The 26,469-nt window shown below is 49.3% G+C and carries 27 protein-coding genes; 15 read left to right on the forward strand and 12 right to left on the reverse strand.

The genetic code is table 11. From position 1 onward, the window contains the following. Window positions 1-19 precede the first annotated feature (19 nt). Both glnE and tfpB read right to left on the reverse strand, forming a co-directional pair. Entirely contained in the window at window positions 20-2,941 is a 2,922-nt protein-coding gene (gene glnE / locus O9X78_RS06350) for a bifunctional [glutamate--ammonia ligase]-adenylyl-L-tyrosine phosphorylase/[glutamate--ammonia-ligase] adenylyltransferase (RefSeq protein WP_269618784.1), read from the reverse strand. Between the two features lie 79 nt (window positions 2,942-3,020). Continuing rightward, window positions 3,021-4,799 carry a type IV pilus assembly ATPase TfpB gene (gene tfpB, locus O9X78_RS06355; RefSeq protein WP_269618785.1) on the reverse strand — a complete coding sequence of 593 codons (1,779 nt, stop codon included), beginning with the start codon at window positions 4,797-4,799 and terminating at the stop codon, window positions 3,021-3,023. Between the two features lie 161 nt (window positions 4,800-4,960). Between tfpB and O9X78_RS06360 the strand changes: the two genes are divergently transcribed. From O9X78_RS06360 to argE, 3 genes are all read left to right on the forward strand, one after another. Then, window positions 4,961-5,638: a TIGR00153 family protein gene (locus tag O9X78_RS06360; RefSeq protein WP_269618786.1), complete on the forward strand. Its 678-nt coding sequence runs from the start codon at window positions 4,961-4,963 to the stop codon at window positions 5,636-5,638. A gap of 33 nt (window positions 5,639-5,671) precedes the next feature. Then, on the forward strand, window positions 5,672-6,934 hold the full coding sequence (locus O9X78_RS06365; protein ID WP_269618787.1) for an inorganic phosphate transporter: 1,263 nt from the start codon (window positions 5,672-5,674) through the stop codon (window positions 6,932-6,934). 99 nt (window positions 6,935-7,033) lie between these two features. Beyond that, complete coding sequence (gene argE / locus O9X78_RS06370; protein WP_269618788.1) at window positions 7,034-8,191, forward strand: acetylornithine deacetylase; 1,158 nt, start codon at window positions 7,034-7,036, stop codon at window positions 8,189-8,191. 27 nt (window positions 8,192-8,218) lie between these two features. Here the strand turns inward: argE and acuI are convergent, their stop codons facing one another. After that, window positions 8,219-9,202, reverse strand: coding sequence for an acrylyl-CoA reductase (NADPH) (acuI, locus tag O9X78_RS06375; RefSeq protein WP_269618789.1), 984 nt, complete (start codon window positions 9,200-9,202; stop codon window positions 8,219-8,221). 142 nt (window positions 9,203-9,344) lie between these two features. On the opposite strand from acuI, the gene O9X78_RS06380 reads away from it, so the two are divergent. The 4 genes from O9X78_RS06380 (at window position 9,345) to O9X78_RS06395 (ending at window position 13,941) form a co-directional block, all read left to right on the forward strand. Continuing rightward, window positions 9,345-9,515 (forward strand): hypothetical protein, encoded by a 171-nt coding sequence (locus O9X78_RS06380; protein ID WP_269618790.1) that lies wholly within the window; start codon window positions 9,345-9,347, stop codon window positions 9,513-9,515. Window positions 9,516-9,775: 260 nt separating this feature from the next. Continuing rightward, window positions 9,776-12,052 (forward strand): hypothetical protein, encoded by a 2,277-nt coding sequence (locus tag O9X78_RS06385; RefSeq protein ID WP_269618791.1) that lies wholly within the window; start codon window positions 9,776-9,778, stop codon window positions 12,050-12,052. A 97-nt stretch (window positions 12,053-12,149) separates the two neighbouring features. Continuing rightward, a complete protein-coding gene (locus tag O9X78_RS06390; protein WP_269618792.1) occupies window positions 12,150-13,226 on the forward strand; it encodes a hypothetical protein in 1,077 nt (358 codons plus the stop codon). A gap of 103 nt (window positions 13,227-13,329) precedes the next feature. Further along, window positions 13,330-13,941: a histidine phosphatase family protein gene (locus tag O9X78_RS06395; RefSeq protein WP_269618793.1), complete on the forward strand. Its 612-nt coding sequence runs from the start codon at window positions 13,330-13,332 to the stop codon at window positions 13,939-13,941. A gap of 23 nt (window positions 13,942-13,964) precedes the next feature. On the opposite strand, the gene O9X78_RS06400 is transcribed toward O9X78_RS06395, so the two are convergent. From O9X78_RS06400 to O9X78_RS06410, 3 genes are read right to left on the reverse strand one after another with little or no spacing between them, the layout of a single operon-like run. Next, complete coding sequence (locus O9X78_RS06400; RefSeq protein ID WP_269618794.1) at window positions 13,965-14,282, reverse strand: hypothetical protein; 318 nt, start codon at window positions 14,280-14,282, stop codon at window positions 13,965-13,967. 2 nt (window positions 14,283-14,284) lie between these two features. Next, window positions 14,285-14,728 carry a hypothetical protein gene (locus O9X78_RS06405; protein WP_269618795.1) on the reverse strand — a complete coding sequence of 148 codons (444 nt, stop codon included), beginning with the start codon at window positions 14,726-14,728 and terminating at the stop codon, window positions 14,285-14,287. Between the two features lie 5 nt (window positions 14,729-14,733). Beyond that, window positions 14,734-15,027 (reverse strand): ElaB/YgaM/YqjD family protein, encoded by a 294-nt coding sequence (locus O9X78_RS06410; protein WP_269618796.1) that lies wholly within the window; start codon window positions 15,025-15,027, stop codon window positions 14,734-14,736. A 156-nt stretch (window positions 15,028-15,183) separates the two neighbouring features. Here O9X78_RS06410 and O9X78_RS06415 point away from each other — a divergent pair, with 156 nt between their 5' ends. From O9X78_RS06415 to O9X78_RS06425, 3 genes are read left to right on the forward strand one after another with little or no spacing between them, the layout of a single operon-like run. After that, window positions 15,184-15,360 carry a DUF1328 domain-containing protein gene (locus O9X78_RS06415; protein WP_269618797.1) on the forward strand — a complete coding sequence of 59 codons (177 nt, stop codon included), beginning with the start codon at window positions 15,184-15,186 and terminating at the stop codon, window positions 15,358-15,360. A 54-nt stretch (window positions 15,361-15,414) separates the two neighbouring features. Then, window positions 15,415-15,615 carry a CsbD family protein gene (locus O9X78_RS06420; RefSeq protein WP_269618798.1) on the forward strand — a complete coding sequence of 67 codons (201 nt, stop codon included), beginning with the start codon at window positions 15,415-15,417 and terminating at the stop codon, window positions 15,613-15,615. 48 nt (window positions 15,616-15,663) lie between these two features. After that, complete coding sequence (locus O9X78_RS06425; RefSeq protein ID WP_269618799.1) at window positions 15,664-16,221, forward strand: BON domain-containing protein; 558 nt, start codon at window positions 15,664-15,666, stop codon at window positions 16,219-16,221. Between the two features lie 103 nt (window positions 16,222-16,324). Here O9X78_RS06425 and rpmG read toward each other — a convergent pair whose 3' ends face one another. From rpmG to radC, 3 genes are all read right to left on the reverse strand, one after another. Next, a complete protein-coding gene (rpmG, locus tag O9X78_RS06430) occupies window positions 16,325-16,495 on the reverse strand; it encodes a 50S ribosomal protein L33 (protein WP_008252729.1) in 171 nt (56 codons plus the stop codon). A gap of 11 nt (window positions 16,496-16,506) precedes the next feature. Beyond that, entirely contained in the window at window positions 16,507-16,743 is a 237-nt protein-coding gene (gene rpmB / locus O9X78_RS06435) for a 50S ribosomal protein L28 (RefSeq protein ID WP_103682597.1), read from the reverse strand. 198 nt (window positions 16,744-16,941) lie between these two features. After that, window positions 16,942-17,616, reverse strand: a complete 675-nt coding sequence (gene radC, locus O9X78_RS06440; protein ID WP_269618800.1) for a RadC family protein — start codon at window positions 17,614-17,616, stop codon at window positions 16,942-16,944. A 130-nt stretch (window positions 17,617-17,746) separates the two neighbouring features. Between radC and coaBC the strand changes: the two genes are divergently transcribed. From coaBC to slmA, 4 genes are all read left to right on the forward strand, one after another. Then, entirely contained in the window at window positions 17,747-18,952 is a 1,206-nt protein-coding gene (gene coaBC / locus O9X78_RS06445; RefSeq protein ID WP_269619011.1) for a bifunctional phosphopantothenoylcysteine decarboxylase/phosphopantothenate--cysteine ligase CoaBC, read from the forward strand. An 89-nt stretch (window positions 18,953-19,041) separates the two neighbouring features. Beyond that, entirely contained in the window at window positions 19,042-21,498 is a 2,457-nt protein-coding gene (locus O9X78_RS06450) for a phosphomannomutase/phosphoglucomutase (protein ID WP_269618801.1), read from the forward strand. Between the two features lie 41 nt (window positions 21,499-21,539). Beyond that, window positions 21,540-22,457 carry an acetylglutamate kinase gene (gene argB, locus O9X78_RS06455; RefSeq protein WP_269618802.1) on the forward strand — a complete coding sequence of 306 codons (918 nt, stop codon included), beginning with the start codon at window positions 21,540-21,542 and terminating at the stop codon, window positions 22,455-22,457. Window positions 22,458-22,545: 88 nt separating this feature from the next. Next, window positions 22,546-23,130, forward strand: coding sequence for a nucleoid occlusion factor SlmA (slmA, locus tag O9X78_RS06460; protein WP_269618803.1), 585 nt, complete (start codon window positions 22,546-22,548; stop codon window positions 23,128-23,130). Between the two features lie 12 nt (window positions 23,131-23,142). On the opposite strand, the gene O9X78_RS06465 is transcribed toward slmA, so the two are convergent. Together O9X78_RS06465 and pyrE are read right to left on the reverse strand one after the other, a co-directional pair. Beyond that, on the reverse strand, window positions 23,143-23,793 hold the full coding sequence (locus O9X78_RS06465) for a hypothetical protein (protein WP_269618804.1): 651 nt from the start codon (window positions 23,791-23,793) through the stop codon (window positions 23,143-23,145). A 54-nt stretch (window positions 23,794-23,847) separates the two neighbouring features. After that, a complete protein-coding gene (gene pyrE, locus O9X78_RS06470) occupies window positions 23,848-24,501 on the reverse strand; it encodes an orotate phosphoribosyltransferase (protein WP_269618805.1) in 654 nt (217 codons plus the stop codon). Between the two features lie 333 nt (window positions 24,502-24,834). Here pyrE and O9X78_RS06475 point away from each other — a divergent pair, with 333 nt between their 5' ends. Beyond that, entirely contained in the window at window positions 24,835-25,617 is a 783-nt protein-coding gene (locus tag O9X78_RS06475) for an exodeoxyribonuclease III (protein ID WP_269618806.1), read from the forward strand. Window positions 25,618-25,640: 23 nt separating this feature from the next. On the opposite strand, the gene rph is transcribed toward O9X78_RS06475, so the two are convergent. Continuing rightward, on the reverse strand, window positions 25,641-26,363 hold the full coding sequence (gene rph, locus O9X78_RS06480; protein WP_269618807.1) for a ribonuclease PH: 723 nt from the start codon (window positions 26,361-26,363) through the stop codon (window positions 25,641-25,643). Between the last annotated feature and the right edge of the window lie 106 nt (window positions 26,364-26,469).

Here is a 26,469-nt window from a genome sequence, read left to right on the forward strand (position 1 = left end):
CAAATTCAGGCAAATACCATTATGGAGACAACATCAGTTGCTGCCAGAAACGGCTTACAATTTCCCGCTCTGTACCCAATGCCGTATCGGCTATCAACCCTTTTTGCTCTTGTAAGCTGAGGCGATGCGCCTGACTGCGGAACGCCTTGTAAGCGTCAATCAGTGTCCGGGTATCCGATGTCGAAATTAGGCCCTGTTCAGCCAGTGATTCCAAGATACGAATATTATCAGTGTAGTTAGTAAGCGGTGGGTGCTGATGCGACCATGCTAAAACGGCATATTGCACCATAAATTCAATATCAACGATACCTCCAGTACCCTGTTTAATATCAAAATCTGCATTTTTATCGCTACCAGACAGCAGATGGTCACGCATTTTCTGCCGCATGCTCACTACTTCTTTGTTAAGCACCAAAATATCGCGCGGTTTACACAGGATTTCGGCCCTCAATCTGGCAAACTTTTGCGCCAACACTTCATCGCCCGCGACCGCACGCACACGAACCAAGGCCTGATGTTCCCATGTCCACGCCTGATTGTGCTGGTAGTCGCTAAATGCAGTAAACGACGACACTAATAATCCAGAATTGCCTGAAGGCCGCAATCGCATATCTACGTCGTAAAGCGCACCTAATCGGGTTGTCGCAGTAAGAATATGAATAATACGCTGCCCTAGGCGCGTATAAAATGACCCCGCATCCAAGGGTCTGTCACCATCACTGACACAGCTTGAGGGCAAATCATGCATAAAAACGAGGTCAAGGTCAGAGCTGTAACCCAGTTCAATCCCACCTAATTTACCGTAACCCAAAATAACAAAATGACGCTGATCGTCACCCGCTGGCACCGGGCTACCATGCTTATCAACTAAATTTTGCCACGCAATATCAAGCACCGCCTCTAAGACTACCTCCGCGATATACGTCAGGTAATCACTCACTTTCATTAGTGGTAAACTGCCGGTCACCTCCGATGCCATCACACGCAGAACGTGGGCCAAACGAAAATGTCGGAGCGCCTCCATTTGCGTCTCAAGATCATCTCGCTCGACACGCAGTAAGCGCTGCCGTAGTTCACTGGTTAAACCAGCCTTTTCTGGCACCGAGAACAAACTGCTCGGGTCTAATAACTCATCTAGTAACACCGGCTGCGCCGCCAGCTGCCTAGCGATCCACGGACTCGCATCGCACAACTCTACTAGACGACTACGTGCGCCTGGATTTTCCATTAGCAGTACCAAATACGAAGTGCGTCGCAGTACTGCCTCCACAAGTGGTATCAAGCGCAGCAGTGTCGCTGACGGTGAACTTGCCTCGCACAGGTCTTCTAATAACAGGGGCAGAAAATCATATAAGCGATCACGGCCACGACCCTGCATACGCAAGACGCTGGCGCCATTGAGCAACGCGACTAATAGGCGCGCAGCTTCGTCCGCATCGTCAAATCCCGCTTCTTCCAAGGTTGCTTTAACGGAGTCTCGATCTAATTCATCAAGCATCGTTCTCCAGCGATTATTACTGAGATGCTGGCCCTCGAGCTCGGATTCTGGGGGCGCAATAACGTGAGCAAAATGCGCGGCAACACGCTGCCGATGCTCACCCAGGGCATGCTGAAAGGCGCTGACATCTTCGCCAAACCCCATGGCGATACTTAAGGCCACGCGCTCAGCGTCATTCTCGGGTAGCTGCTGCGTTTGCTCATCTCGCCAGGCCTGAATCGCATGTTCGGTATTACGTAAAAAGCGATACGCGGCCTGCAATTCATCTACAACCACTGCGGGAAGACAAGACATCTTTACCAATTCTGGAAGAACGACTTGTAATTTTAAAGCCTGCAAGGCGGGCTCTTGGCCACCGCGAATTAACTGGAAGCACTGGGCAATAAATTCAATTTCACGAATACCGCCGGAGCCGAGCTTAATATTGTCTTGCAGCTGGCGCCGCACTACCTCTCGCTGAATCATCGACTTCATATCGCGCAGCGATTCGATCGCTGAGAAATCGAGATAGCGGCGATAGACAAAGGGCCGCAATTGCGTGAGTAAACGATTGCCTTCTTGGTGATCTCCAGCAATGCAACGCGCCTTGATAAGGGCGTATCGCTCCCAATCTCGTCCCTGATCTTGGTAATACTCTTCTAATGCGTCGAAGCTAATTACCAAGGGACCGCTCTCCCCATAGGGGCGCAACCGCATATCGACTCTAAAAACGAAACCATCCGCCGTGCGGATATCTAAGGCTTTAATTAAGCGCTGACCGAGACGAATAAAAAAGGCCTGATTATCATCCACACGTGGCCCACCAACGGTGCTCCCCGCCTGCGGATAGGTAAAAATAAGATCAATATCGGAAGACAGGTTTAACTCGCCGGCCCCCAACTTACCCATGGCAATCACTACTAATTGCTGCGGGGTGCCATCTGCCGATTGCGGCTCGCCGCGCTCGACAACTAACTGACGATGCAAAACCGCCAAGGCAATCTCAACACAGGCGTCAGCAAGCCGAGACAAGTCCCGCACTGTTTCTTCCATGTCAGCAAGGCGATTGAGGTCGCGCCAGACAACTCGCAGCCAATGACGGTTGCGAAAGTCACGCAGTATTTTCGCCAGCGAGTCCGCATTGTCACAGTCAGTACATAAAGCACTTAATTCCGCTTGCCACGCTTCGTCCGGTAAAAAAGAAAGCAGCTGATCGGTTGAAAACAGTTCAATTAGCCAAGCAGGATGGCGCACACACAATTCCGCCAATGCCTGACTGCAGGCGAAGGCCCTTAATAGTTGCGGACGATGTTCAGACTCGGCAAAAGCCTCATACCAATCGCGCTGCGTTTTATCACAGCGTTCAAACAGATTTTGCCAGACTACTTCGACGTCTGCCGCCAAGGATGGGGGCAGCTCTTCCGCCAAAACATGTAAGCCGCGATACTCGCGTGGCATGGTCATTCGTTTATTCCTAAAACCGTCTTATTTTATTTCTAGCAAAATAGCGCGGCTCTACACGCTACTAAACAGCAATTCAAACTCAGCCCGTTTGCACCGGCGGCGCCACTCGCAATACCTCAGCGATGGTAGTTTCCCCACGCGCCACTTTATGGGCACCACTTAGCCGCAACGTGCGCATCCCATTTTTCATTGCCAAACGACGTAATTTATCGAGTTCGACATCATCCCCTATCGCCGCTTGTACCTGTCCCTCAACGGGCAGAATTTCATAGATACCTTGCCGACCATAGAAGCCCGTATTACGACACTCCAGACAGCCAGGCGCATGATAAATCTGGGGCGGCGGCGTGACCTTCCAAGGAGATGTTAAAGTCGTCCACTCAGTTTCATCAAGCGCCACTGGCGCTTTGCAATGAGGACACAAGCTACGTACCAATCGCTGCGCCATAACACCAAGAACCGTCGCGCGAATTAAATACGCGGGCACGCCAAGCTCTAATAATCGCGTCACCGCCGAGGGCGCGTCATTGGTATGCAGAGTTGAAATCACCAAATGGCCAGTTAAAGCGGCTTGAATAGCCATTTCAGCGGTTTCTAAGTCGCGAATCTCGCCGATCATAATAATATCTGGATCTTGTCGCAAAAGTGCGCGCACGCCACCGGCAAAATCGAGATTAATATTGTGCTGTACCTGCATTTGATTGAAGGCGTCTTCCACCATTTCAATCGGATCTTCGATGGTGCACACATTCACTTCGCTGGTGGCAATCTGTTTGAGGCTAGAATACAGGGTGGTGGTCTTACCCGAGCCTGTTGGTCCAGTTACCAAAACTATACCGTGGGGCGCGCGAATCATGCCATCCCAGCGCTGACGGTCTTCACCACGCAGACCTAGCTCATCAAAACTGCGCAGTAAGACCTCTGGGTCAAATATCCGCATGACCATTTTTTCGCCGAAGGCAGTGGGCAGCGTTGAAAGCCGCAATTCAATTTCATCGCCCGCAGAATTTTTTGTTTTCAATCGACCATCTTGTGGACGACGTTTCTCAGCGACGTCCATACGACCTAATATCTTTAACCGGCTGACGACCGCCGTAAGTACCGACGCCGGCAACTCATATACGTTGTACAAAACTCCGTCGATTCGAAATCGCACATTGCCATGCTCACGGCGTGGCTCAATGTGAATATCGCTGGCGCGCTGGTCGTAGGCGTACTGCAATAGCCAGTCGACGATATTGACGACATGACCATCATTAGCATCCAAATCCTTGAGATTACTAATCTCCAGCAATTGCTCAAGATTAGCATTGGCCTGCCCGCCATTGCGGCTATCACCACTGGCGCCGCGCACCGATTTTGCCAAGCTGTAAAATTCTACCGTAAAGCGGTCAATCGCTTCGGGATCGGCAATAACCCTGCGTATAGGGCGGCGCACCACCTGCTGCAAATCCTTTTCCCAGGCGCTGACAAAGGGCTCCCCTCCGGCGATCACAACCTCCTGAGGTGTGACCGCTAAGGCCAAAATGCGGTGACGTTGCGCAAAGGCAAAAGACATCACCGCAGTTACCGCTGGCACATCAACCTTTAGGGGGTCTATACGCTGCGGAAGCTGACCGCAATGCCCAGACAGCCATTCAAGCAAACGGTCCATACCAAGCAGGCGCCCCGCTCGACTCGCGTCTGGCAACTGCTCGGCAGCAAGATAATTAAGAACATGCTGGGTCTTATCACCAACACGCGGGGGATTTGGCCGCACACGCTTCGCCACAGCGGCATCTAAAACACCGTCTTCCACAAGCTGTCTGATCAGCAACGCCGTGTCTAAAAGCCCAGTTTTATTGATGTTGCTGTGCATATAAGCCTAAATCCTATGATCGATATCACTCCATTATGGCAAGTCACACAATCTTAACAACCAGCTGTAAGAATATTAGTGGGCTTTATTAACTGGTGAGCCTCGACAGAGGCCCGTATAATTCCGGCCACTTAACGCTCGACGACCATAGGAGTTGTACCGTGCCTTTAAACTCGCTAAGTAATTTATTCGGCAAATCACCCTTTGCGCCTATTCAAGAACACATGAAACAGGCAAAAAATTGTGCTGCTGCATTAAAGCCCTTTATCAACGCCGTTCTAGAAGGTGATTGGGACAAAGCTGCCAAAGCCCACAGTGTTATTGTCGATCTCGAGAACGAAGCCGACAAGCTTAAAAAGCAAGTACGTCTTCAGCTTCCTAGCAACCTCTTCCTGCCCGTACCGCGCTCAGACCTCTTAGATTTGGTCAGCATGCAGGATCGCATTGCCAACTGCAGCAAAGACATTGCCGGATTGATGCTGGGGCGGCAGATGAAAATCCCTGAGTCACTCACCAAGATCATGGTTGATTACGTAGACTTAGCGATTGCTACCTCTGCTCAAGCGATGAAAGCCATTGAGGAGCTCGACGAACTACTTGAAACCGGTTTTCGCGGCCGTGAAGTTAAATTAGTTGAAACACTTATCGAAGAGCTTGATCGCTTAGAGCATTCAGCCGACAAGGTGCAAATTGATATTCGCGCCGCACTCTATTTAATAGAGAAAGACCACCCCCCCGTAGATGTCATGTTCCTGTATCAAATCATTAACTTGATTGGTGAACTGTCTGACAAATCACAGAAAGTAGGTTCACGCCTGCAAATTGTTATCGCACGCTAAAGCCGCGGTTTTCGCTCAAAATAAGGATTTAACATGTCAATTATTGCTGAACACGGGCAACTATTGCTAATTCTGGCTTGTCTCTTTGGTTTTTTCATGGCGTGGGGCGTTGGCGCCAACGACGTTGCTAATGCGATGGGGACGTCAGTAGGCGCTAAAGCGCTCACCATTAAACAAGCAATTCTGATCGCCATGGTTTTTGAATTCTGCGGCGCCTATCTTGCAGGTGGCGAAGTCACCGAAACTATACGTAAAGGCATTATCGATCCAGCGTTTGTCGCGGGCAATCCCGACTTGCTGGTTTTCGGCATGCTATCGTCCTTGCTCGCCGCCGGTGTGTGGCTTTTTATCGCAAGCATGATGGGCTGGCCGGTATCGACCACACACTCTATCGTTGGTGCGCTAGTGGGTTTCGCTGCCGTCGGCATTAGCACTGACGCCGTTGAGTGGGGGAAAGTAGGTCAAATCGTTGCGAGTTGGGTTGTTTCACCGGTGCTAGCAGGAACACTGTCCTTCGGTTTGTTCCTAAGCGCACAGCGCTTAATTTTGAATGCTGCAGACCCCTTCGCGGCAGCCAAGAAATACATTCCATACTATCTATTTGTTGTCGGCTTTATGATCTCTATGGTCACCATGACCAAAGGTTTAAAGCACGTTGGACTTGGCCTCAACTTCAATGAGTGCATCATTTACTCAGCCGCTGTCGGTGTTGTAGTGTCGATCGCCGGCCAGCTATTCATGCGCGGTATCAAAGACGTTTCTGCCGACGAAAGCACCTCTCGTTTTGCCGGTGTTGAGCGCATGTTTGCCGTACTCATGGTGTTCACCGCCTGCGCCATGGCCTTCGCCCATGGCTCAAATGACGTAGCCAATGCAATAGGACCGGTGGCCGCAATAGTAAGTGTTGTACAATCCGGCGGTGAGATCGGCGCTAAATCTGGCCTACCACCTTGGGTTCTATTGGTCGGTGCCGGCGGCATAGTGTTTGGCCTTGCCACCTACGGTTTCAAAGTTATCGCCACTGTTGGCACCAAGATCACCGAACTCACACCCAGCCGAGGCTTTGCTGCAGAGCTTGGCGCCGCCTCAACCGTCGTTATTGCCTCGGCAACCGGGCTACCGATTTCAACGACACATACTCTGGTTGGTGCAGTACTAGGGGTTGGCCTAGCACGCGGCATTGCCGCGCTAAACTTGAGCGTTATCCGCAATATTTTCATGTCATGGATTATTACGCTTCCGGCCGGCGCGGGACTCGCGATCCTATTCTTCTTTATTCTGAAGGCGCTTTTTTAGTCTGAAGCTTTAATACAATCGTCGTGCAAACAAAGCCCTGTTTTTGTTTGCACGACTCGCTACAATGGCCCGTTACTTAACACTTAGCGCGGGCTGATCGTGGCAAACCAAAACAACATACCAAGCGTTCTGTCGATGATCACAGAACTCGTTAAAATCCCCTCTGTCAGCTCCACCTTACCCAGTTGTGATATGGGCAATATTCGCGTCATCGAGCAACTGGCCATGTGGCTAGAGCCCCTCGGTTTTCAGGTTAAAATTCAGCCAATTGTCGGCCATAAAGACAAAGCCAACTTAATCGCCACCCTAGGCACGGGCAGTGGCGGCCTCGTGCTCGCCGGCCATACCGACACAGTGCCCTTCAACGAATCTCTGTGGCAAAGCGATCCATTCGTCCTAACAGAACGCGACAGCAAACTTTATGGCTTAGGTAGCACCGACATGAAGGGCTTTTTCGCTATCGCCATCGAGGCATTGCAGCCCTTCTTAGGCAAACCACTCAAAGCACCGCTCATTATTTTGGCAACCGCCGACGAAGAAAGCAGTATGGATGGCGCGCGCTCACTAGTGCAGGCCGACGTGTCTGGCGCCCGCTATGCGGTTGTCGGCGAACCTACGGGCTTAAAACCCATGCGCGCCCACAAGGGCATCGTGATGAAGGGCATCACAATTAAGGGACGATCCGGGCACTCATCAAATCCTCTACTTGGCAACAACGCCATGGATGCCATGCACGAAGTCATGAGCGGCTTAATTCAGCTACGACAAGAACTCGCCTTAAAATACCAACACCCCGGCTTCTCTGTACCGACACCCACGATGAATTTTGGCTGTATACACGGCGGCGACAATCCAAACCGTATCTGCGGACAATGCGAACTACATTTTGATATTCGCACCACCCCCGGCATGGACAACGATGAACTAGATACCTTAATCCAAAAAATCCTTACACCCGTGGCCGAACGCCGTGCCATCAATATTGGTCTGCGCGCTTTAATGCCCGGCTTGGCTGCCTATGAAGAGCCCGCCGATTCAGAGCTAGTCACTCTTGTAGAGCAACTGACAGGGCAGCCCGCCGGCACAGTGGGCTTCGCGACCGAAGCGCCATTTTTTCAGCAGCTGGGGATGCAAACGATCGTCATGGGGCCTGGCTCAATAGACCAAGCACACCAACCAGACGAGTTTATGGCGCTAGATCAGATCCAGCCGAGCATTGATGTTCTGCGAAGCATGATCAAGCGGTTCTGCGCTTAATCATGCTTCGCAGAAACTCGACTGACCTTATTTATTAACATCAACAACCACACGGCCGCGCAGAGTACCTTCCATCATTTGCGTTGCCACACCAATGGCATCAGACAGCGTGATATCTTTCACGATCTGCTCAAGTACATCGACATCCAGATCACGTGCGAGACGCTCCCAAGCAACCGTTCTCGCCGCCTTAGGTGCCATTACGCTATCAATCCCCAACAGAGAAACACCACGTAAAATAAAGGGCATTACGGTACTGGGAAAATCAAAACCCTGTGCCAAACCACAAGCGGCTACTGCACCCCCGTAACGGGTTTGTGCACAGGCATTCACCAAGGTCTGGCTACCGGCTGCGTCAACAACACCAGCCCACCGCTCTTTCTGCAATGGCTTACCGCGCTCACCTAACTCGGCGCGATCAATTACAGAGGTGGCACCAAGTCGCTTTAAATAATCTCCTTCACTGGCTTTACCAGTCGCCGCAACCACGTTAAATCCGGCCTTGGCTAATAAAGCAATCGCAATACTGCCAACGCCGCCCGTTGCTGCGGTCACTAGCACCTCCCCTTGATCAGGCGCAACACCCTGTTTAATCAATGCTTCTGCGCAAAGACTGGCGGTGTACCCCGCAGTGCCAATTGCCATCGCCTGACGGGTAGTAAATGCAGAGGGTAATGCGACAAGCCAATCACCATTCAACCGCGCCTTCTGAGCAAGACCGCCCCAGTGACCTTCACCCACACCCCAGCCATTCAAAACAACTTTATCGCCGATTTTATAATCGGCGTGGCTACTTTGTGAAACAACGCCAGCCAAATCTATACCTGGCACCATCGGAAATTTACGAACCACCGGAGAACTACCAGTAATAGCCAATCCGTCTTTATAATTCATTGTGGAGTACTCCACGTCTATCGTTACATCCCCCTCAGGTAATTGCGCCTCGTCGATTTGAGTTACGGCTACCGACTGCCCAGCATCGTCCTTACTAATTAGAATTCCAGAAAACATAACTACCAACTCCCCGTCTATTTAATTCAAAAATTGGGTCTTGCCGACTTCCGTCGAGAATAGCCTGCAAACCATTTAACGATAATCTCCGCTCAGCATGGGAAAACGACGAATTACTCAGCAAAAAGACTGACACGAATGAATGTTCATACCGATCGACCATACCAAAACCACCATGCAACTTTCGCGGCTATTGCGCAAGTTAGACAAAAGTCGTACTCGATCAATATTTATCCACCGCGACGGCAGCTCAGGCGACAATATCAACCGTCAACTCCAGCGCCCCTATATCTGCAGCGCGCTAAGTATTTAACGATTTTGTGGCCAACGAACTAAACAAATATTGATAAAAACAGCTTGAGCAAGGTAAAAAATACATGTATCTATACTCTCTGCACCCAAATTTATTTTCTAATAATACTAAATAGGCGAATCCGGGCTGCAGAATTCGCCAATTAAATAAAAAATAACGACAGTTTTAAGCGGATTTCACAGGAAAGTGTCATCGGCGTTTTCCTTGCTGCGTTAATCAGCAAGCCGTGCAAACTGACGGATATTTTCAAGGAGCTCTTGATGATTACCACCCCTCGTTTTTGTAAACTCATCTTACCCATTGCCGTCAGTACCGTACTCATTGCCTGTGGCAGCAGCAGTAGCGGCAGCGGCTCAGCCCCCAGCAACAATGTCGGCGGAACAGCATCAAAAGGCATCATCATTGGCGGCACCGTCAATGCCTACGCTATAGCAGCCGATGGCACCGTAGATAAAACAACACCACTGGCAACGCCAGCCGTAACGGCCGAAGACGGCACATACAGCTTGACCCTGAATAGTAGCTACGTTTCAGGCACGGCTATATTTATCGAAATTAGCGCCGAAGACGGTGCGACAATGCGCTGCGACGTTACTCAGTGCGGCACGGTTGATGGCACGCCCATTTTATTCGGTGATACCTATCCACTGGCATCAACATTTACCATGGCGGCAACACTGCCAAAAGCTGATTCAAGTACCGTTACCGTTAACGTGACACCACTTACAGACATCGCATCGAAACTGACCCTACAGAAAGTGGTTAGTGGTGCTCGAGCCTCTGACGCGGCACTTGCCTCTAATGCTCAAATAGCAAACCGCCTTGGTATCACCGGTGGCCTGATCAATCAGGCGATCGTCGACATTACCAATGCAGATGCTGTCAACGGTGCGACAAAAGACGCGCTTGACTATAACTTGAAAGCTGCCGCTGCTATTGCCGCGATCCTGAAAGATGATTCAAGCCTGTCGCTAGAAGATGCCGTCGCAAGCTTAAGCAACCAATTTGCAAATGGTGGTATTGCGGACAAAGAAACCACTGAATCTACCGCGATTACCATAGAAGAGTTGCTCGAAGAGGCACTTGCAATCCTCGACGCGGTTAAAGCTGTTGAGGGCGTCGACTCAGACGATCAAGAACTAACTGGTGCAAGCACTAGCATCACCGCCGCAGAGGCTGATGCTGAGCAAAATGGCGACACCACAGCCAGTCAAGGTGACATCCCCGACGACATTGGTAGTGAAGGTCTAATTGCGGCGAAAGCTTTTGTAAAACAAGTGCGCGACTTGGGCAGCGCCGGTGTCATCACTGAAAACCAAGCGGCGTTTGCAGATCAAGTTGATTTGGCGGCACAAGTTTTGGCAGACGATGGCGATATCGTTGCTGAGGCCATGGGCCTAGCTCTAAATGCCATTGCCAATGCGGTTGGCGAATTCGAAGATGCAGAAGGCACCAAGCCGACGTCGTCCACCACGGATGGTATTACCGTCGCTATTAGTGTTTCTGGCGATACAGAAACCTACACAATCGACCAGAACCTAAGCGTTAGTGAGACAGATGTTGCGCTGGCTCTAAGTGCGGTCAACGGTTCAGTCATCGATGAAGATAGCGATGAAACTGAAAACGACGATGGTAGCGTCACTTACGTTGCAGAGGGTACAGCTACTATCGACTTAAGCATTACCGGCAGCGCGGAAAGCAGTGCCGCTAAACTCACGATCGACGAAGGCTCATCAATCAGCGCCTCTTTCGCCTATAGCGAGCAAAGCGATGAAACAGAGTTTTTCAGTGAATACAACGAAGAGTGGAATGACGCTACTACCGTAGAGGACGCCAGCGCCAGCCTTAGCGTCACGCTCGCTCAGCTTGGCGGCGACAATCCAGTCTCCTTCACCGGCGCAATGAACATTGCTCTCGACCTGCTCGATTACACTGACATGGGCGAATATAGCAGCGAATTTGGCGAGAATGGTTATAGCGAATCAGAAAAATATACCGAAACCACGATAGTAGATGGTTTTGAAATCACCCTTTCAGGTGAATTCAGTGACGCTAGCGGCAACGCCATCAGCGCCACGTTGGCTGCCAATTTGACAAACTTCGATGAAACTTGCACCAGCGATCTTAGCTACAGCAACTTAAACGGCTATAGCTATTCCTACACATGTGACGATGAGACAGCGCAAGATTATGCAATGGGCAGCCTAAGCATCATCTTTGACGTCGACTTGGCTGGCGTGAGTGACGATATCAACATTAACTTTAGTGCAGGTCGTACAGGCTTAGATACCGGCGAAGGTAGCATCAAACTAAGTTATGGTGGCAAGCAATTAAACTTAGTTTACGAAGGTGGTAATTCGGTTTCTTTGAGCAACCACAACAATGTGACGCTCATCCTTACCGAAACTGAAGATGGCGATGAAACTAGTGTGAGCGGCTCAATAAACGTAGGCGATGACAAGTTCGCCGACGTCAACGATGACTCTGGCACTATCATTATTCGCTATTCCGACGGAAGCTTCGAATCCATTATGTAATGGGTTCTATACAATGAAAAGGGGAGGCCCAAGGCCTCCCCTTTTTTCATCCCAGCACCACACTGGGAGTTACCAAAAATAAATATGGATTTAACCAATGCACTTGCAGGCTTTAATATTTATTAGTCTTTGTGTTTTATCAGTAAACGGCCGAGCCGACTTAAAACCAGAGTCTTTAGAATTGCGTTTTGAGAGTCAGAGCTATAGCTCGATAGCGTCTATCGATCAAACAATCCATGACCTCGAAGGCAAGCCAGTTAAAAACGGCAACATTGCATTTACACATAACCAACTAGAGGTGACCGCGACTAAAAGTGAGTTTGAATACAGCCTATTTCAACGCTACGACTATTATCTAAAGTTTAATAACGACACCGCAGAGCTCGCCTATTTGCTTCGCAACGATTTACCCGTACCCACCAATCGGCACTACGATGTTTATCTTAAACCAAATCACATACGTGCGTGGGGACTTGGCCTAGCACGCAAAATCGACATAACACCCCAGCTTAAAAGTAAAATTCGCGCAAACTATCTACGCGCAGATAAAACAACAAACGGCTACCTTAAAGGACAATTCCAATCTCTAGATGATGGCTACCAAGCACAATTACACTTGGATTACGGGTACAGCCGAGACACATTATTAGATCGAAAAGAGGAGGACACAGATGGCCATGGGGTCAGCCTAGACTTTGACATCGAATGGCAAGCCTCAGAAACCCTTACTTTAGGCTTACAAGGTAGAGACGTTCTTTCCTATATAAAATTTAAAAACCTCACTTACACTCAGGCGAATGCTGATACCAATACGGTCTCATTTGACAGCAACGGCGCTATTGACACCAAACCAACGATTAGCGGCATCGAAGGCTATCGAGATCAAACTCAACATTTGCCACACCGCTATATCATCAATGGCCAGTATTCACTAAACAAAGACTCAGACATTACCAGCCAACTTTTTTCCTACAATAAAGTCATTTTTCCGCGGCTGGGTTACTCGTCGAAAACTCAATTCTTTGCATGGCATACAGATTACGACTTCAGAAGCAAAGCGATAGGGATCATCATCAGCCATCCGCTGGCATCCTTTTCTGTGCGCAGCGACTCTCTAAAATGGGAAACAGCGCAGATGTTAGAATTTTCGATTAGCAGCAACATCAAATTTTAGTACGGTATAATTCATATATCGGTGCAAGTATAATAGCGAACAACCTAGCATTGCTTTACAAAAACCCGAAAATACCAACATGTCATTGGCGGCGATAAAATATATGACTCAAGGAAAAATCCACTTTGTTCGCCACGCGCAGACCTATGCAAATATCGACAAAGTATGGCATGGCCATACAGATACGGAATTAACTCCCGAAGGCTATGAGCAAACACGTAAGTTGGGCGCCTACTTTTCCAACTATCTACGCCCAGATGTAATCTACACCAGCCCACTTCAGCGGGCTCGAATTACAGCAGAGGCCATAGCTAAGCCATTTGATTTAAGCGTAATTCACGACCCGAGACTGATGGAACTGGATCTTGGCGACTGGGAAGGGGTGACCTTTCAGTCATTGAGTAAAGAAGATACTAATGCAATGGCTGAGTTAGTGAACAACCCGGATTATTGCTCGCCAAACGGCGAATCTCAAAATGTTGTGAAACTGCGAATGCTTGCTGCAATTAGCGAGATTAGTGCAAAACACCCAAATGAAAACATTGTCATTGTTTCGCATGGCGTAGCAATCAGTATTGCCCTAGCTCACTATCTCGACGATGACACAACGCAGTGGCCAAAATACAGTAAAAGCAATACTGCTTTTTCGGAGCTTTGCTTAAGCAGTAAACAACTTCTTCGATTCAATCAAAGCGATCATCTTATTGCAGACTGATTATCGCTTTAATTGACAGGTTTTTATCTCCGGCGACGCATCTCAACAAAAAGCCGACTTAGCTGCCGATCTAAGACATCGACAACAATCTGCCGCCATACTGGGTTTCCGGCACTGACGGTTTTGCATTGTTCATTATCGCCACAGTCATTCTTTTTTTGGCGAAGAGAAAATAAAAAACCAAGACAAAGACCGCCAATCAGAAACTCAGGCTTAGCTAAGTTATTAGCTAACTGGTCGCGATATAACTCGCGCCGATGCCGAAGCACCTCTCTGTCTTGCGCTTGTTGTGCCCTCTTTCGCTCAATAGCTTTTACTAGCTGAGCTTCTACACTCGCCATGGCTAAGCCCCTCCGCCGTCCGCTGGACTCGAATCGCGAGTAGACTCGGCCAAAGACGATGGCGAGAATTCGCCAATACGTCGGCGCAAAGCTCGCCAACAAGCCCAGCTAAGCGCAAGGCTCGCCGCACTTGCAAGCAACATCGCTCCAGCAAGTGACAAGCCCGCCTGCATCATTACGCCAACGAGCGCAGCCAGCACACTAAGCCAGCTGGCGAGCAGCAACATAAACACCGCAAGACTTAGCACCAGTATTTTGCAAAGCAGCAGCATCCAGCGCTGACCGTGCATCTCTGCCAAGCTTAAATAGCCCGTCAAATAATCGCGATACGCGTACACCAAGCTAGCCATAGATTCGTTCGAATCTAGCAACTTCGACTTTGCTTCGGCGTTTAACGACCTATCAGCTATGATCTGCTCGTCGCCCTTGCTCGCATTTAAAGTCATTTCTTTTATTTACGAAATAAAAATGCGAGAACGGCGCCTAGCAAAAATGCGATGCCAATACTTTTTGCCGGGTTCTCTCGCGTGTAGTCACCTACTGCGGAGCTAACCGCTTCAGATCGTGATTTAGCGGATTGTGCAAGCCTGTCTGCATGCTCGCGCAACTCATTCGCCAACTCGATTAAGCGATCCTCACTGGTGCCTGCCACTGCGGCCGCCCGATCAACAGCCTCATGTATTTTTTCGGCAGCACCATCTACTTTTGCATGCGCCTTATCACTCGTTGCAGCTGAATTCGCCATATTGCATCTCCCTTTAATTAACAAATTACTAAATATTGGCTTCACTGTGTGGACAATTCATTCCAGACAAAGTTTGTATTTTATAAAAAAAACAAACTTTGAACTTATTATTTAGTCGAGGTCAGAATTAGCACTGCAACAAAAAAGGAAATTGTCATGCTGGGATGGTCACTTGTATTTTTTATTGTTGCCATAGCTTCTGCAGCACTTGGCTTTGGCGGCATAGCAGGTACAGCAGCGAGTATTGCGAAAACTTTGTTTTTTATATTTTTAGTACTACTTGTTATTTCTTTACTATTGCAAATTTTGCAAGGACGACCACCTCGGTTGTAATCGCATCTTACTTTGCCAAAGACGGCAAAAATTCGCTATCAAGAGGAGTATTTTATGAATCAAGATATCGCTGAAGGAAAATGGAAGCAGTTAAAAGGCCAAATTAAAGAGAAATGGGCTGATTTAACTGACGATGATATTAATTACGCACAAGCCAACAACGAACGCTTTATAGGTGTTATACAAGAGCGCTACGGCTTGGCCAAGGACGAAGCAGAAAAGCAATTTAACGAATTAAAAAAGAAAGTTTCTTGAAATTAATTTTACATAGAAATTTTATCTTTCAAATTCATGGAGAAGAATATGACTATCAAAAAAACGCTAGCAAGCGCTATTGTACTTTCAACTATTAGCATTACGCCGGTATTAGCTAATGATTGGCAAGGTAAAACAAATGATGCGTGGCTCGATGGGAAGATTGAAACTGCCTTAATGCTAAACAGCGAACTTAACAATTTCACCATCGACACTGACGTTAAAAAATCAAACGTAACGCTCAAAGGCACTGTAAATAGCGAAATTGAAAAGGACTTGGCAGGGCAGATTGCTGAGAATGTAGACGGTGTAAAGTCTGTAGACAACAAGCTAACTGTAGATAAAAACTACACCAGCAAAATGGAAGCTACTGGCGAGAAATTTAGCCGCACCTGGTATGACTTAACCACCACCGCCGGCATCAATATGAAATATGCTGCCAATGACGACATTGAGGCCACCAGCATTGATGTCGACACTAAAAACGGCATGGTGGTGCTAACAGGCACGGTTAAAAGCGGTGCTGCTCACGACTTAGCCATAGAGATTGCTAAAGGCTTTGATCACGTTAAAAACGTTGAAGACAAGCTAACTGTCGTTAACTAAAAGACAAACCGGTCGTTCTCGGCACCTTAGCTCTGCTAATTTCTGCAGACATAAAAAAAACCGCGCATTGCGCGGTTTTTTTATGGAAGCACCAAACCAAGAGTTACTTGATTTTAGCTTCTTTATACATCACGTGCTTACGTACTACTGGATCGTATTTTGAAAATTCAAATTTATCCGGAGTATTACGCTTGTTCTTAGTGGTCGTGTAGAAGTGACCAGTACCCGCACTAGAAACTAAACGGATTTTATCGCTTGCGCCTTTCTTAGCCATGACAAGTCTCCTTAGAATTTTTCGCCACGGGCAGTAAGATCTGCTAACACAGACTCAATACCTTTTTTGTCGATGATGCGCATGCCCTTGCTAGAAACACGCAAAGTAACAAAACGCTTTTCTGCTTCAACCCAAAAACGATGGCTGTGCAGGTTTGGCAAAAAACGACGACGAGTGCGGTTTTTTGCGTGTGATACATTGTTTCCGGTTACCGGACGCTTGCCAGTAACTTGACATACTCTAGACATGTGATAGTCGCCTCTTCAACCTTTACCCGCATCAACGGTGCAAAAGGTTTATAAAATCAGGTTCAAACTGGGCCGCCGCGTGTTTATGACAATACTCGGGTGCCCTGAGAAGTTGTGGCATCCCGGACACGGCCCAAATGGAGCGCGACTTTATACCAGAACACAGAACAGCAAGCAAGTTTTGCTCAGAAATTTTCTTTAGATCAATCCGCGCTCGGCGAGCGAAATTACCTCTGGACCCGCCACCACACAATGATCTAGCAAGCGCATATCCAGCAATGCTAGGGCGTCACGAATACGACGAGTAATTCTAATATCAGCATCACTTGGCTCAGCCACCCCCGAAGGATGATTGTGCGCCACAATCAGTGCCGCCGCATGTAACTCAAGGGCACGACGGGCAATTTCCCGCGGGTAAACTGCCGCCCCATCAATCGTACCGTAAAACAGTGGCTCGTAGCACAGTAATTGGTGCTGATTATCCAAATATAGAACCGCAAATACCTCGCGCACCTCCTGTCGCAGCTGCGCCAGCAGAAATTGCCGGGTCGCCGCCGCGCTGCTAAACACGGGCTGCTGCTGAAGGGCTTCAGATAAATAGCGACGGGACATTTCTACCACGGCCTGCAATTGCACAAATTTAGCGTCTCCCAAGCCATGGGACGCACAAAAACGCTCGCGGCTCGCGGCGATCAAGGCACCAAGCCCGCCATGTTCCTGCAACAACTCCCGAGCCAAATCCACCGCCGACTTACCCGTCACACCAGTACGCAGAAAAATGGCCAATAGCTCCGCATCTGCGAGCGCCGCTGCGCCGCGCTGCAATAATTTCTCTCTAGGCCGCTCATCGGCAGGCCAATCCCTAATTGCCATCACACCCTCCTTGGTGAACATGGAAGCTACTCAAAATATATACAATCTTGTACCGCTGCGCGACACGGTAGTCGGCGGCAACGATAAGCTTCATAATAACGCCACACTGACCACTTGCGACAATGGTGATATGAAACAACTCAGCAACCGACAGATTCTACTTGGCGTAACCGGCGGCATTGCGGCGTACAAAAGTGCCGAGCTGATTCGACGCCTAAAAGATCGCGGCGCCGATGTTCGAGTCGTCATGACCGCAGCTGCGATGGAGTTTATTACGCCACTAACGCTGCAAGCCCTGTCGGGTAATCCCGTTCACACCACTTTGCTCGATCCTGAAGCCGAAGCAGGAATGGGGCACATCGAGCTAGCGCGCTGGGCCGATCTTATTCTAGTCGCTCCAGCTAGTGCGGATTTTATGGCGCGCCTTGCCAACGGACGTGGCGATGACCTACTCACCACGCTGTGTTTGGCAACAGCAGCACCAATAGCACTCGCCCCCGCCATGAACCAAGGCATGTGGCGCGACGCGGCAACGCAGGCCAATATCCATACACTAACAGAGCGCGGTATTTCCCTGTTCGGCCCCGCAGCGGGGGAACAAGCCTGCGGTGATATTGGCCCAGGAAGAATGTTAGAGGCCGAAGAGCTAGCGGCACTGGCCGCAAACATGTTCAATCACCGCCTATTAGACGGCATACGCCTGACTATTACCGCAGGCCCAACCCGCGAGGCCATCGACCCGGTACGCTATATCAGCAACCATAGCTCAGGGAAAATGGGTTACGCGCTAGCGGCCGCCGCGGCCGATGCTGGAGCCATCGTGACATTAATCAGCGGCCCAACTAACTTAGCCTGCCCAGAGCGGGTGACGCGAATCGACGTGATTAGCGCGCAAAATATGTTTGACGCCACCATCGCCACTCTCGGCTCATGCCAGCTATTCATCGGCTGCGCAGCCGTTGCCGATTATCGCCCCACCAACGCGGCTGATCAAAAGATCAAAAAAGACAATGAGACAATGCAAATTGAGCTCGTCCGCAACCCAGACATCGTCAAGACTGTCGCCAATCACGAGAAACGCCCCATCACCGTCGGTTTCGCGGCGGAGACCCAAGACCTCATAAAGTATGCACGCGGTAAACTTGAACGCAAAAATCTCGACTTAATTATTGCCAACGATGTTTCTAATACGAATATTGGCTTCAACGCTAGCGATAATGCCGTCACGGCAATTTGGAAGGAAGGTGAAACCACAATTCCTCAAATGGGTAAAAATCAGCTATCGACCCAGCTGATTTCTTTAATAGCGAACCAATTCTTTGCTGTGAAAAACTAGACAGACACGCTGAGCGCTTCCATTATGACGTCATTGAGATCCAAAACCTCCAGCTACACGCCAACATCAAGGATCAGATAACCATTACAATGAGAAAAAAAGCGCCTGCCACACCAAGTACCAAGCAGACACACGCCCCGCGATTTTCTGCGAATCAGCGCGACATTGTGGTATCAGCGCTACTCTGTATCAGCTTGGTATTCGGCGCATTTTATTGGATACAGGGTGTTGAAGAGCCACACGCGCTAAATCAACGCATATCTACAATAACATCAAATATCGCAGACCATCAGCGTGGCATCGTGCGCGACGTCATTGACCAACTTGGCGAGCGAGTCACAGAGCAAACCAAAAACCCTGAATTAATTAGCGCACTCAATCAAAGTAATATCAGCAACGACAGCCTTTATTCGCAAAACCTAAAGCGCGCCTTTCCAGAAGCACTGGACACCAAAATTATATACATTGGCAACCAAGGTATTGCCGATGAGCGCAGCGAGACACTGCGCCTACGCAATAATATTGAAATTGATATGCTGCGCAAAAGTATCGAAAAAAATACGCTGATTATTGAAGCCTACAAAGACGACAAGCAGTGGCTGATTTCTTTTGTGCAAACCGCCGGTAAGCACGGCGCCATCTACGTTACCTTTAGCGCAAAATACTTTGAAAAAATGCTCAGTAGCTTAGCCGGAAACGCGGTCAGCAATGAGCTCATTCAAACCTACAAAACACGTCGCGACAGTGTTATCAAGCCCGCAGCGATCAATTATCCCGAAGCAATGCAAAGCCGCCCACTGTCAGTGCCGGGCTGGACACTTCAGGTCTACCCTCAAGAGACTACCGTTCAAAGTCTAAGCTCTGACAGCACCTTACTTTGGTTGATTTGCGTACTATGTGTAGCACTAATCGCCGGCAGCCACGCTATCTTTTTCATCCGCAGCTACCAAATTCCAGCCGCGCCCAAACGTGGCGACAAAAAGACTGGCACTGAAGAGGGCAAAGCCGAAACAAGGGCTGAGCCAAGCTTGGAGCAAGCACTAGCCAAAAAACTCTCGGCTAATCGACAAGGCAAACTCACGAAACGGGATAATTTTCCCGCGTTAGATAGTGCTCCGCCACTTCCGGAGTTAGCCAGTGACAAACCCTCCAGAACCAGACACGACCCTACAACGCGTATCGCTGAGAGTTGCTTTCGCGCCTACGATATTCGCGGCATCGCTGACACTGATTTAAACGACAACACTTGCTTCGCAATAGGTCGAGCCATCGGCAGTGAAGCACTTCATCGCGGCCAAACCAAACTACTATTGGGACGAGACGGTCGCTTGAGCAGCCCTCGAATTCACAGTGCACTGATTAAGGGTTTACTTAGTACCGGAATCGACATCACCGATCTCGGCCTCATTGCGACGCCCATGCTGCACTATGCCTGCCAAGACCTAAACATTGGCAACGCCATAATGATTACCGGTAGCCACAATCGTGGCGACTACAACGGCATGAAGATCAGCTTAGATTTTCAATCACTCAGCGCACAGGACATACAAACATTAAGGCAGCGCATTGAGGCCCAAGACTTTGAAACCGGTCAAGGCACATTGACCAGCGACAGCATAGAACAGCGCTACATCGACCGCGTTACTGGCGATGTGGTTATCGCCCAAACACTGAAAATAGTTATTGATGCTGGCAACGGTGCCACTTCTAACATTGCACCAACACTTTTTGAAGAACTGGGCTGCGATGTCATACCTTTGTTTTGTGATACCGATGGCAACTTTCCCAATCACGATCCGGACCCAACGGTCGCTGAAAACCTAAGCGCCTTAAAAGCCGCTGTGGCGGAACACGGCGCAGATTTAGGGATCGCCTTCGATGGAGACGGCGACCGTGTTGCCATAGTCACTGCAACGGGCCAATGCCCTAATGCCGACCAACTGCTCATGGTGCTCGCCAACGACATGGTGACACGCAATCCAGGCGCAGAAATTCTTTTTGACGTGAAATGCTCACGTCTGCTTTCCGAGCTAATCGTCGATGCAGGCGGGCGCCCCACTATGTGGAAATGCGGCCATTCCTACATGAAACAAAAAATGGCAGATACCGGCGCCCTCCTTGGCGGCGAATTCTCCGGCCATATTTTCTTCAAAGAACGCTGGTACGGGTTTGACGACGGCATGTATACCGCCGCACGATTATTAGAAGTACTAACACTGTCCGGCGCAACCATGGACGATGCGCTGAATAGCCAGCGTGTACTGGTGAGCAGTCCTGAGATTTTAATTCCGGTTGCCGATGATCGTAAATTCGCTATTGTTGAAACTTTTACCGAGAATCAAAAATTCACCGATGCTACGCTAATCAACATTGATGGCCTGAGGGTAGAGTTTAGACAAGGCTGGGGGTTAATACGCGCCTCGAATACCGGCCCAGCTATTACCCTAAGATTTGAAGCCGAAAGTGAGGCCTCTCTGACACGCATACAAAATGACTTCAAGGATTTGCTGCTAAGGATTGATCCGACGCTTGCAGATAGTCTTTAATAGACGTCCTTTTTCAGCCACCGACTTAACGAGAATCCATCATGTCCATGAGTCGCTCCGCCGCAGGTGACGTTGCCCGCGTACTTACCGAAGCACTGCCCTATATCCAGCGCTTTACGAATAAAACCATTGTTGTCAAATTTGGCGGGAATGCCATGATAGACGACAAGCTGAAAGAACAATTCGCCCGCGACATCGTGCTAATGAAGCTCGTTGGCATGAACCCCATTGTGGTTCACGGTGGCGGCCCCCAAATTGGCGACTTACTAAAACGTTTAGCGATCGAATCCCATTTTGTCGACGGTATGCGGGTCACAGACACCGCCACTATGGACGTGGTAGAAATGGTACTCGGCGGCTCAGTCAACAAAGAGATTGTCTCCCTGCTTAATCGCAACGGCGGCAAAGCCATCGGCCTCACTGGCAAAGATGGCCAGTTAATCCGCGCCAAAAAGCTCAAGGTCACCCAGCGCACACCCGATCTGGCAAAAACAGAAATTATTGATATTGGCCACGTAGGCGAAGTAGAAAAAATCAATACCGAAGTGCTAGACATGCTGATTAACAGCGACTTCATCCCCGTTATTGCACCTATCGGCGTAGGCCCAGATGGCGCGTCATACAATATCAACGCCGATCTCGTGGCGGGCAAGGTCGCAGAAGTTCTGAAAGCAGAAAAGCTGATGTTATTAACCAATATTGAAGGCTTGATGGATAAATCAGGCAAGGTATTAACCGGCCTAAGTACAGAACAAGTAGATGCGCTGATTGCCGACGGCACCATTTACGGCGGCATGCTGCCCAAAATTGGCTGCGCACTTTCTGCCGTCAATGCCGGTGTCACCAGCGCTCATATCATTGATGGCCGCGTTCCCCACGCCGTTCTGCTTGAAATTTTCACCGATACCGGCGTCGGCACACTCATTACCAACACCCGTCACTTGCTAGAAGAAGTCTAAGGTTTTACCCAGCCCGCCGCTCACTATTTTGTTTACCCTGTAGTGAGCGAGCTAAGGCCTGAAAACACGATAAGGTCAGTCATACTCTATGAACAAACGTCCGTCACGACGCGATGAAATTCTGCAAGCCCTCGCCACCATGCTGGAAACCCAGCCCGGTGCGCGAATTACCACCGCTAAATTAGCTGCCGAGGTAGGCGTATCGGAAGCAGCGCTATATCGACACTTTCCCAGTAAAGCGAAAATGTTTGAAGGTCTCATCGAGTTTGTCGAAGAAACCATATTTAGCCGCGTCACGCTCATCATGAAAGAGGAAAACCAAAGCATTGCCCAACTCGGTAATATACTTCAGCTATTACTCGGTTTCACCGAGCGCAACCCCGGCATTACGCGAATTTTTAACGGTGACGCCTTGGCGGGAGAGCACGAGCGCCTGCGTAACCGCGTGGTGCAGTTTTACGACCGTTTGGAAACCCAATTAAAAACAATATTACGTGAGGCGGAGTTGCGGGAAGGCTTACGTACGGTAATCACCGTAAGTAGCACCGCCAATCTATTGCTATCAGCGGCAGAGGGTCGAATCGGTCAGTTTGTGCGCAGTGATTTTAAGCGCCGCCCCACCGAACACTGGGACGAGCAGTGGCAGCAACTCAGTGCGTCCCTATTTCGTTAGTTGATCACGCCCTTAATCGCGAGTGTAGTACTGAAGACGTTTTTCAGCCTGGTCTTGTAAATGCTCAAAACGCGCCTTATCACGCTCATAATTTTCAGCAATCTCAGTAAGATCTTGCTTACGGCTAGAAATATGCTGCTCAGTGGTGGTCACTTCGCGGCGCAAAGATGCCAAGGTTTCGGTGAGTGCGGACGGCACTTTCTGGCCTCGACGCTCGAGCTCTGCCGCCTCGCTTTGATTACTTAAAATTTGCTGTTTAATAACAGACAAATTACTTTTCAGAATTGAAATGCGAACCTTGATATCGTTAATTGCCCGTACTTTGGCAACCTCAATATCTTGAACGCTGCTGTAACGCAACAAAAGCGACTGATCCCATTTGCGAGTTTTCGCATCGGCTTCGGCTCTTGCGGCTGCAACTTCAAGCTCTAAAGAACGCGCTTTGCGCTCTTCGTCGCTCAATTTAGGCGCAACTGTTTTAACTACTGAGCCATCAACACGGATTACATCGTAACCCCTTGGCACCGCCTCTGGCGGCACACTGCTGTCGATAACGACGGTGCCATTGGTGCTTGGATAGCGATAATAGAGCGTTTCCGCCGACAACTCAGACGCCACTGTTAGTACCAGCACTCCCAACAATATCAAGCGACTCACTGCCACAATATTAAGCTACTCCCAAAAACACAAAACGATATAAATATGCTCTATACCGAGTTATATCTCAACACCATAACGATCTCGATACGCATTAATACGCGCGACTAAAGACGCATCGCTTGCAGCGGTAGACAGATAATCGACGATATCATTCAAACCAACGATACTAATAACCGATAGAGACGCATCCTGCTCCAGCTCTTGAATAGCAGAGCGATCACCCTTTCCCCGCTCCTGGCGATCCAATCCGATAGCAACACCCGCAACGCTAGCACCGGCGACTTCAATCATCCCAATCGCCTCTCGAATCGCCGTACCGGCAGTAATCACATCATCAATAATCAACACGCGGCCCTGCAAAGACGCGCCAACAAGGCTGCCGCCTTCACCATGGTCCTTCTTTTCCTTGCGGTTATACGCATAGGGAACGTCGCGCTGATGATGATCTGCGAGTGCACAAGCGGTCGCCGCCGCCAGCGGAATACCTTTATAAGCAGGTCCAAATAAAATATCGAACTCTATGCCAGAGGCAACAATAGCGTCGGCATAACAACGTCCAAGAGCAGCCAACGCGGCACCACTACTAAAGCGCCCCGCATTAAAAAAATAGGGACTAATACGGCCAGATTTGAGTGTGTACTCGCCAAAACAAAGCGCCTCACTCGCAATAGCCTGCTGTATAAATTGCTGCTGATATTTCTGAATACTCATCTGCACCCTCAAAAAAACTCGGTCAATATTTCGACGTCCATTTTACGCGTCGGTTTTAGAAAGCTACTACTAAAAATCACAGAATAGACGGCTATTGCACACAAATGCCCTGATCTACGTCCGTCAGCAGTGGGAAATGAGGTGTTTTTTGGCAGATATTCGCCGCCACGATTGTTGTCGTTAGGGTTTCATTGTAGTCTAACCCTTGCTTATATCTAAAGTTCGAAGCAACCTAACTTAAAAGTAGATAAACAATTAATCTGGCTCACCCTACCCCTGAGCTTGCATATCCTTAGGCCAAACTTTGGCCGTGATCGACACGATAGGAAACACATGAGAATCATCAGCTTTTGCGCTGACAGCATTGTAGATGCGGCCAAAAATGGCTTCTTTGACTGGGTCGTGAATCAAGACGCAGACATAATTTGCATTCAAAATCTTGGTATTGCCGAATACAAACTCCGTGACGATGTTTATTTTCCTCGCGACTACAACCCCTACTTCTTCGATGCCGCCGACGGCAAGCACAACGGCGTCGCAATCTACTGCCGCCAATTGCCCAAAGCAATCATGACCGGTTTGGGGTTTCTAGACTTTGATATGGACGGCCTCTATATTCAGGCCGACTTTGACAATATCAGTATCGGCAGCCTACTTGCACCAAGCGCCGAGGAAGGTGATAGCGCCGGTCTAATCCGCAAAAATCAATTTTTTGAACAATATTTGAATCACTTGACCAAGGTCCGCAACAAACGCCGTGACTTTATCATTTGTGGAAACTGGAATATTGCTCACCGCGCCATCGACATCCAAGACGTGCGCGGCAATCACGGTAAGCCCGGCAGCCTGGCAGAAGAGCAACAGTGGCTAGACCGCCTATTCCGCGAACAACATTATGCAGATGCATTTCGCCTAGTGAATAACGACGCGGATGAATTTAGCTGGTGGCCTGACGGCGAGCCCGGCAGCAACGGCTGGCGAGTAGACATGCAAGTAACCTCAGAGCACATTACGCCGCGGGTTGAGTACGGCGCCATCTATAAAGTGCAGCAATTTGGCAAACACGCACCGCTCATTATGGATTATGACTTTGAATTACCAGAGAGCCCATTTTAGGGGCCTCTGGTTTTTTTAAGACCTCAGCCCAAGGCAGCTCGCTGAGCGCTAACAAGTTCAGTAATACCTTTTTCAGCTAAATCCATCATAGCGTTCATTTCAGCTCGGCTAAACGTAGCACCTTCCGCCGTGCCCTGAACCTCAATGACCCCCCCCTTATCGTCCATCACCACATTCATGTCGGTTTCGGCTGTGGAATCTTCCGCGTAGTCTAAATCCAAGACCGGCACGCCCTGATAAACACCCACTGAAATAGCGGCAACCTGTTGCTGGAGTGGATTACCACTGATCAAACCCTGCTTTTGCAAACTCGCAATGGCATCCGCCAACGCAACATAAGCCCCAGTAATCGATGCTGTACGCGTACCACCGTCGGCTTGAATGACATCACAATCCAAATAAACTGTATTTTCACCCAACATATTCAAATCAATCGACGCCCGCAGCGAACGACCTATAAGACGCTGGATTTCCTGAGTACGACCACTCTGCTTACCACGGGCCGCCTCCCGATCCATTCGGCTACCTGTGGAGCGGGGCAACATGCCATATTCCGCTGTCACCCAACCTTGGCCCTTACCACGCAAAAAACCGGGCACACTGTTCTGCACAGACGCCGTGCAAATCACCTTGGTATTCCCCATCTCGATTAATACGGAACCCTCAGCATGGCAGGTAAAATTGCGACTAATCCGCACAGCCCGCTTTTCATCATAGGCGCGCTCACTCGGCCTTACTACAGTCATATTCTTCTCCTTTTTGAAGCCGACAGTATAACCGTTCACCGCCGACAGCAGGTTAAAACCCAACAGAAAGAGCGACAAAATCGAAAAACCAAACTCCAGCCCAACG

Source organism: Zhongshania aquatica (genome assembly GCF_027257955.1).
In the GTDB taxonomy this organism is placed as follows: Bacteria; Pseudomonadota; Gammaproteobacteria; order Pseudomonadales; family Spongiibacteraceae; genus Spongiibacter; species Spongiibacter aquatica.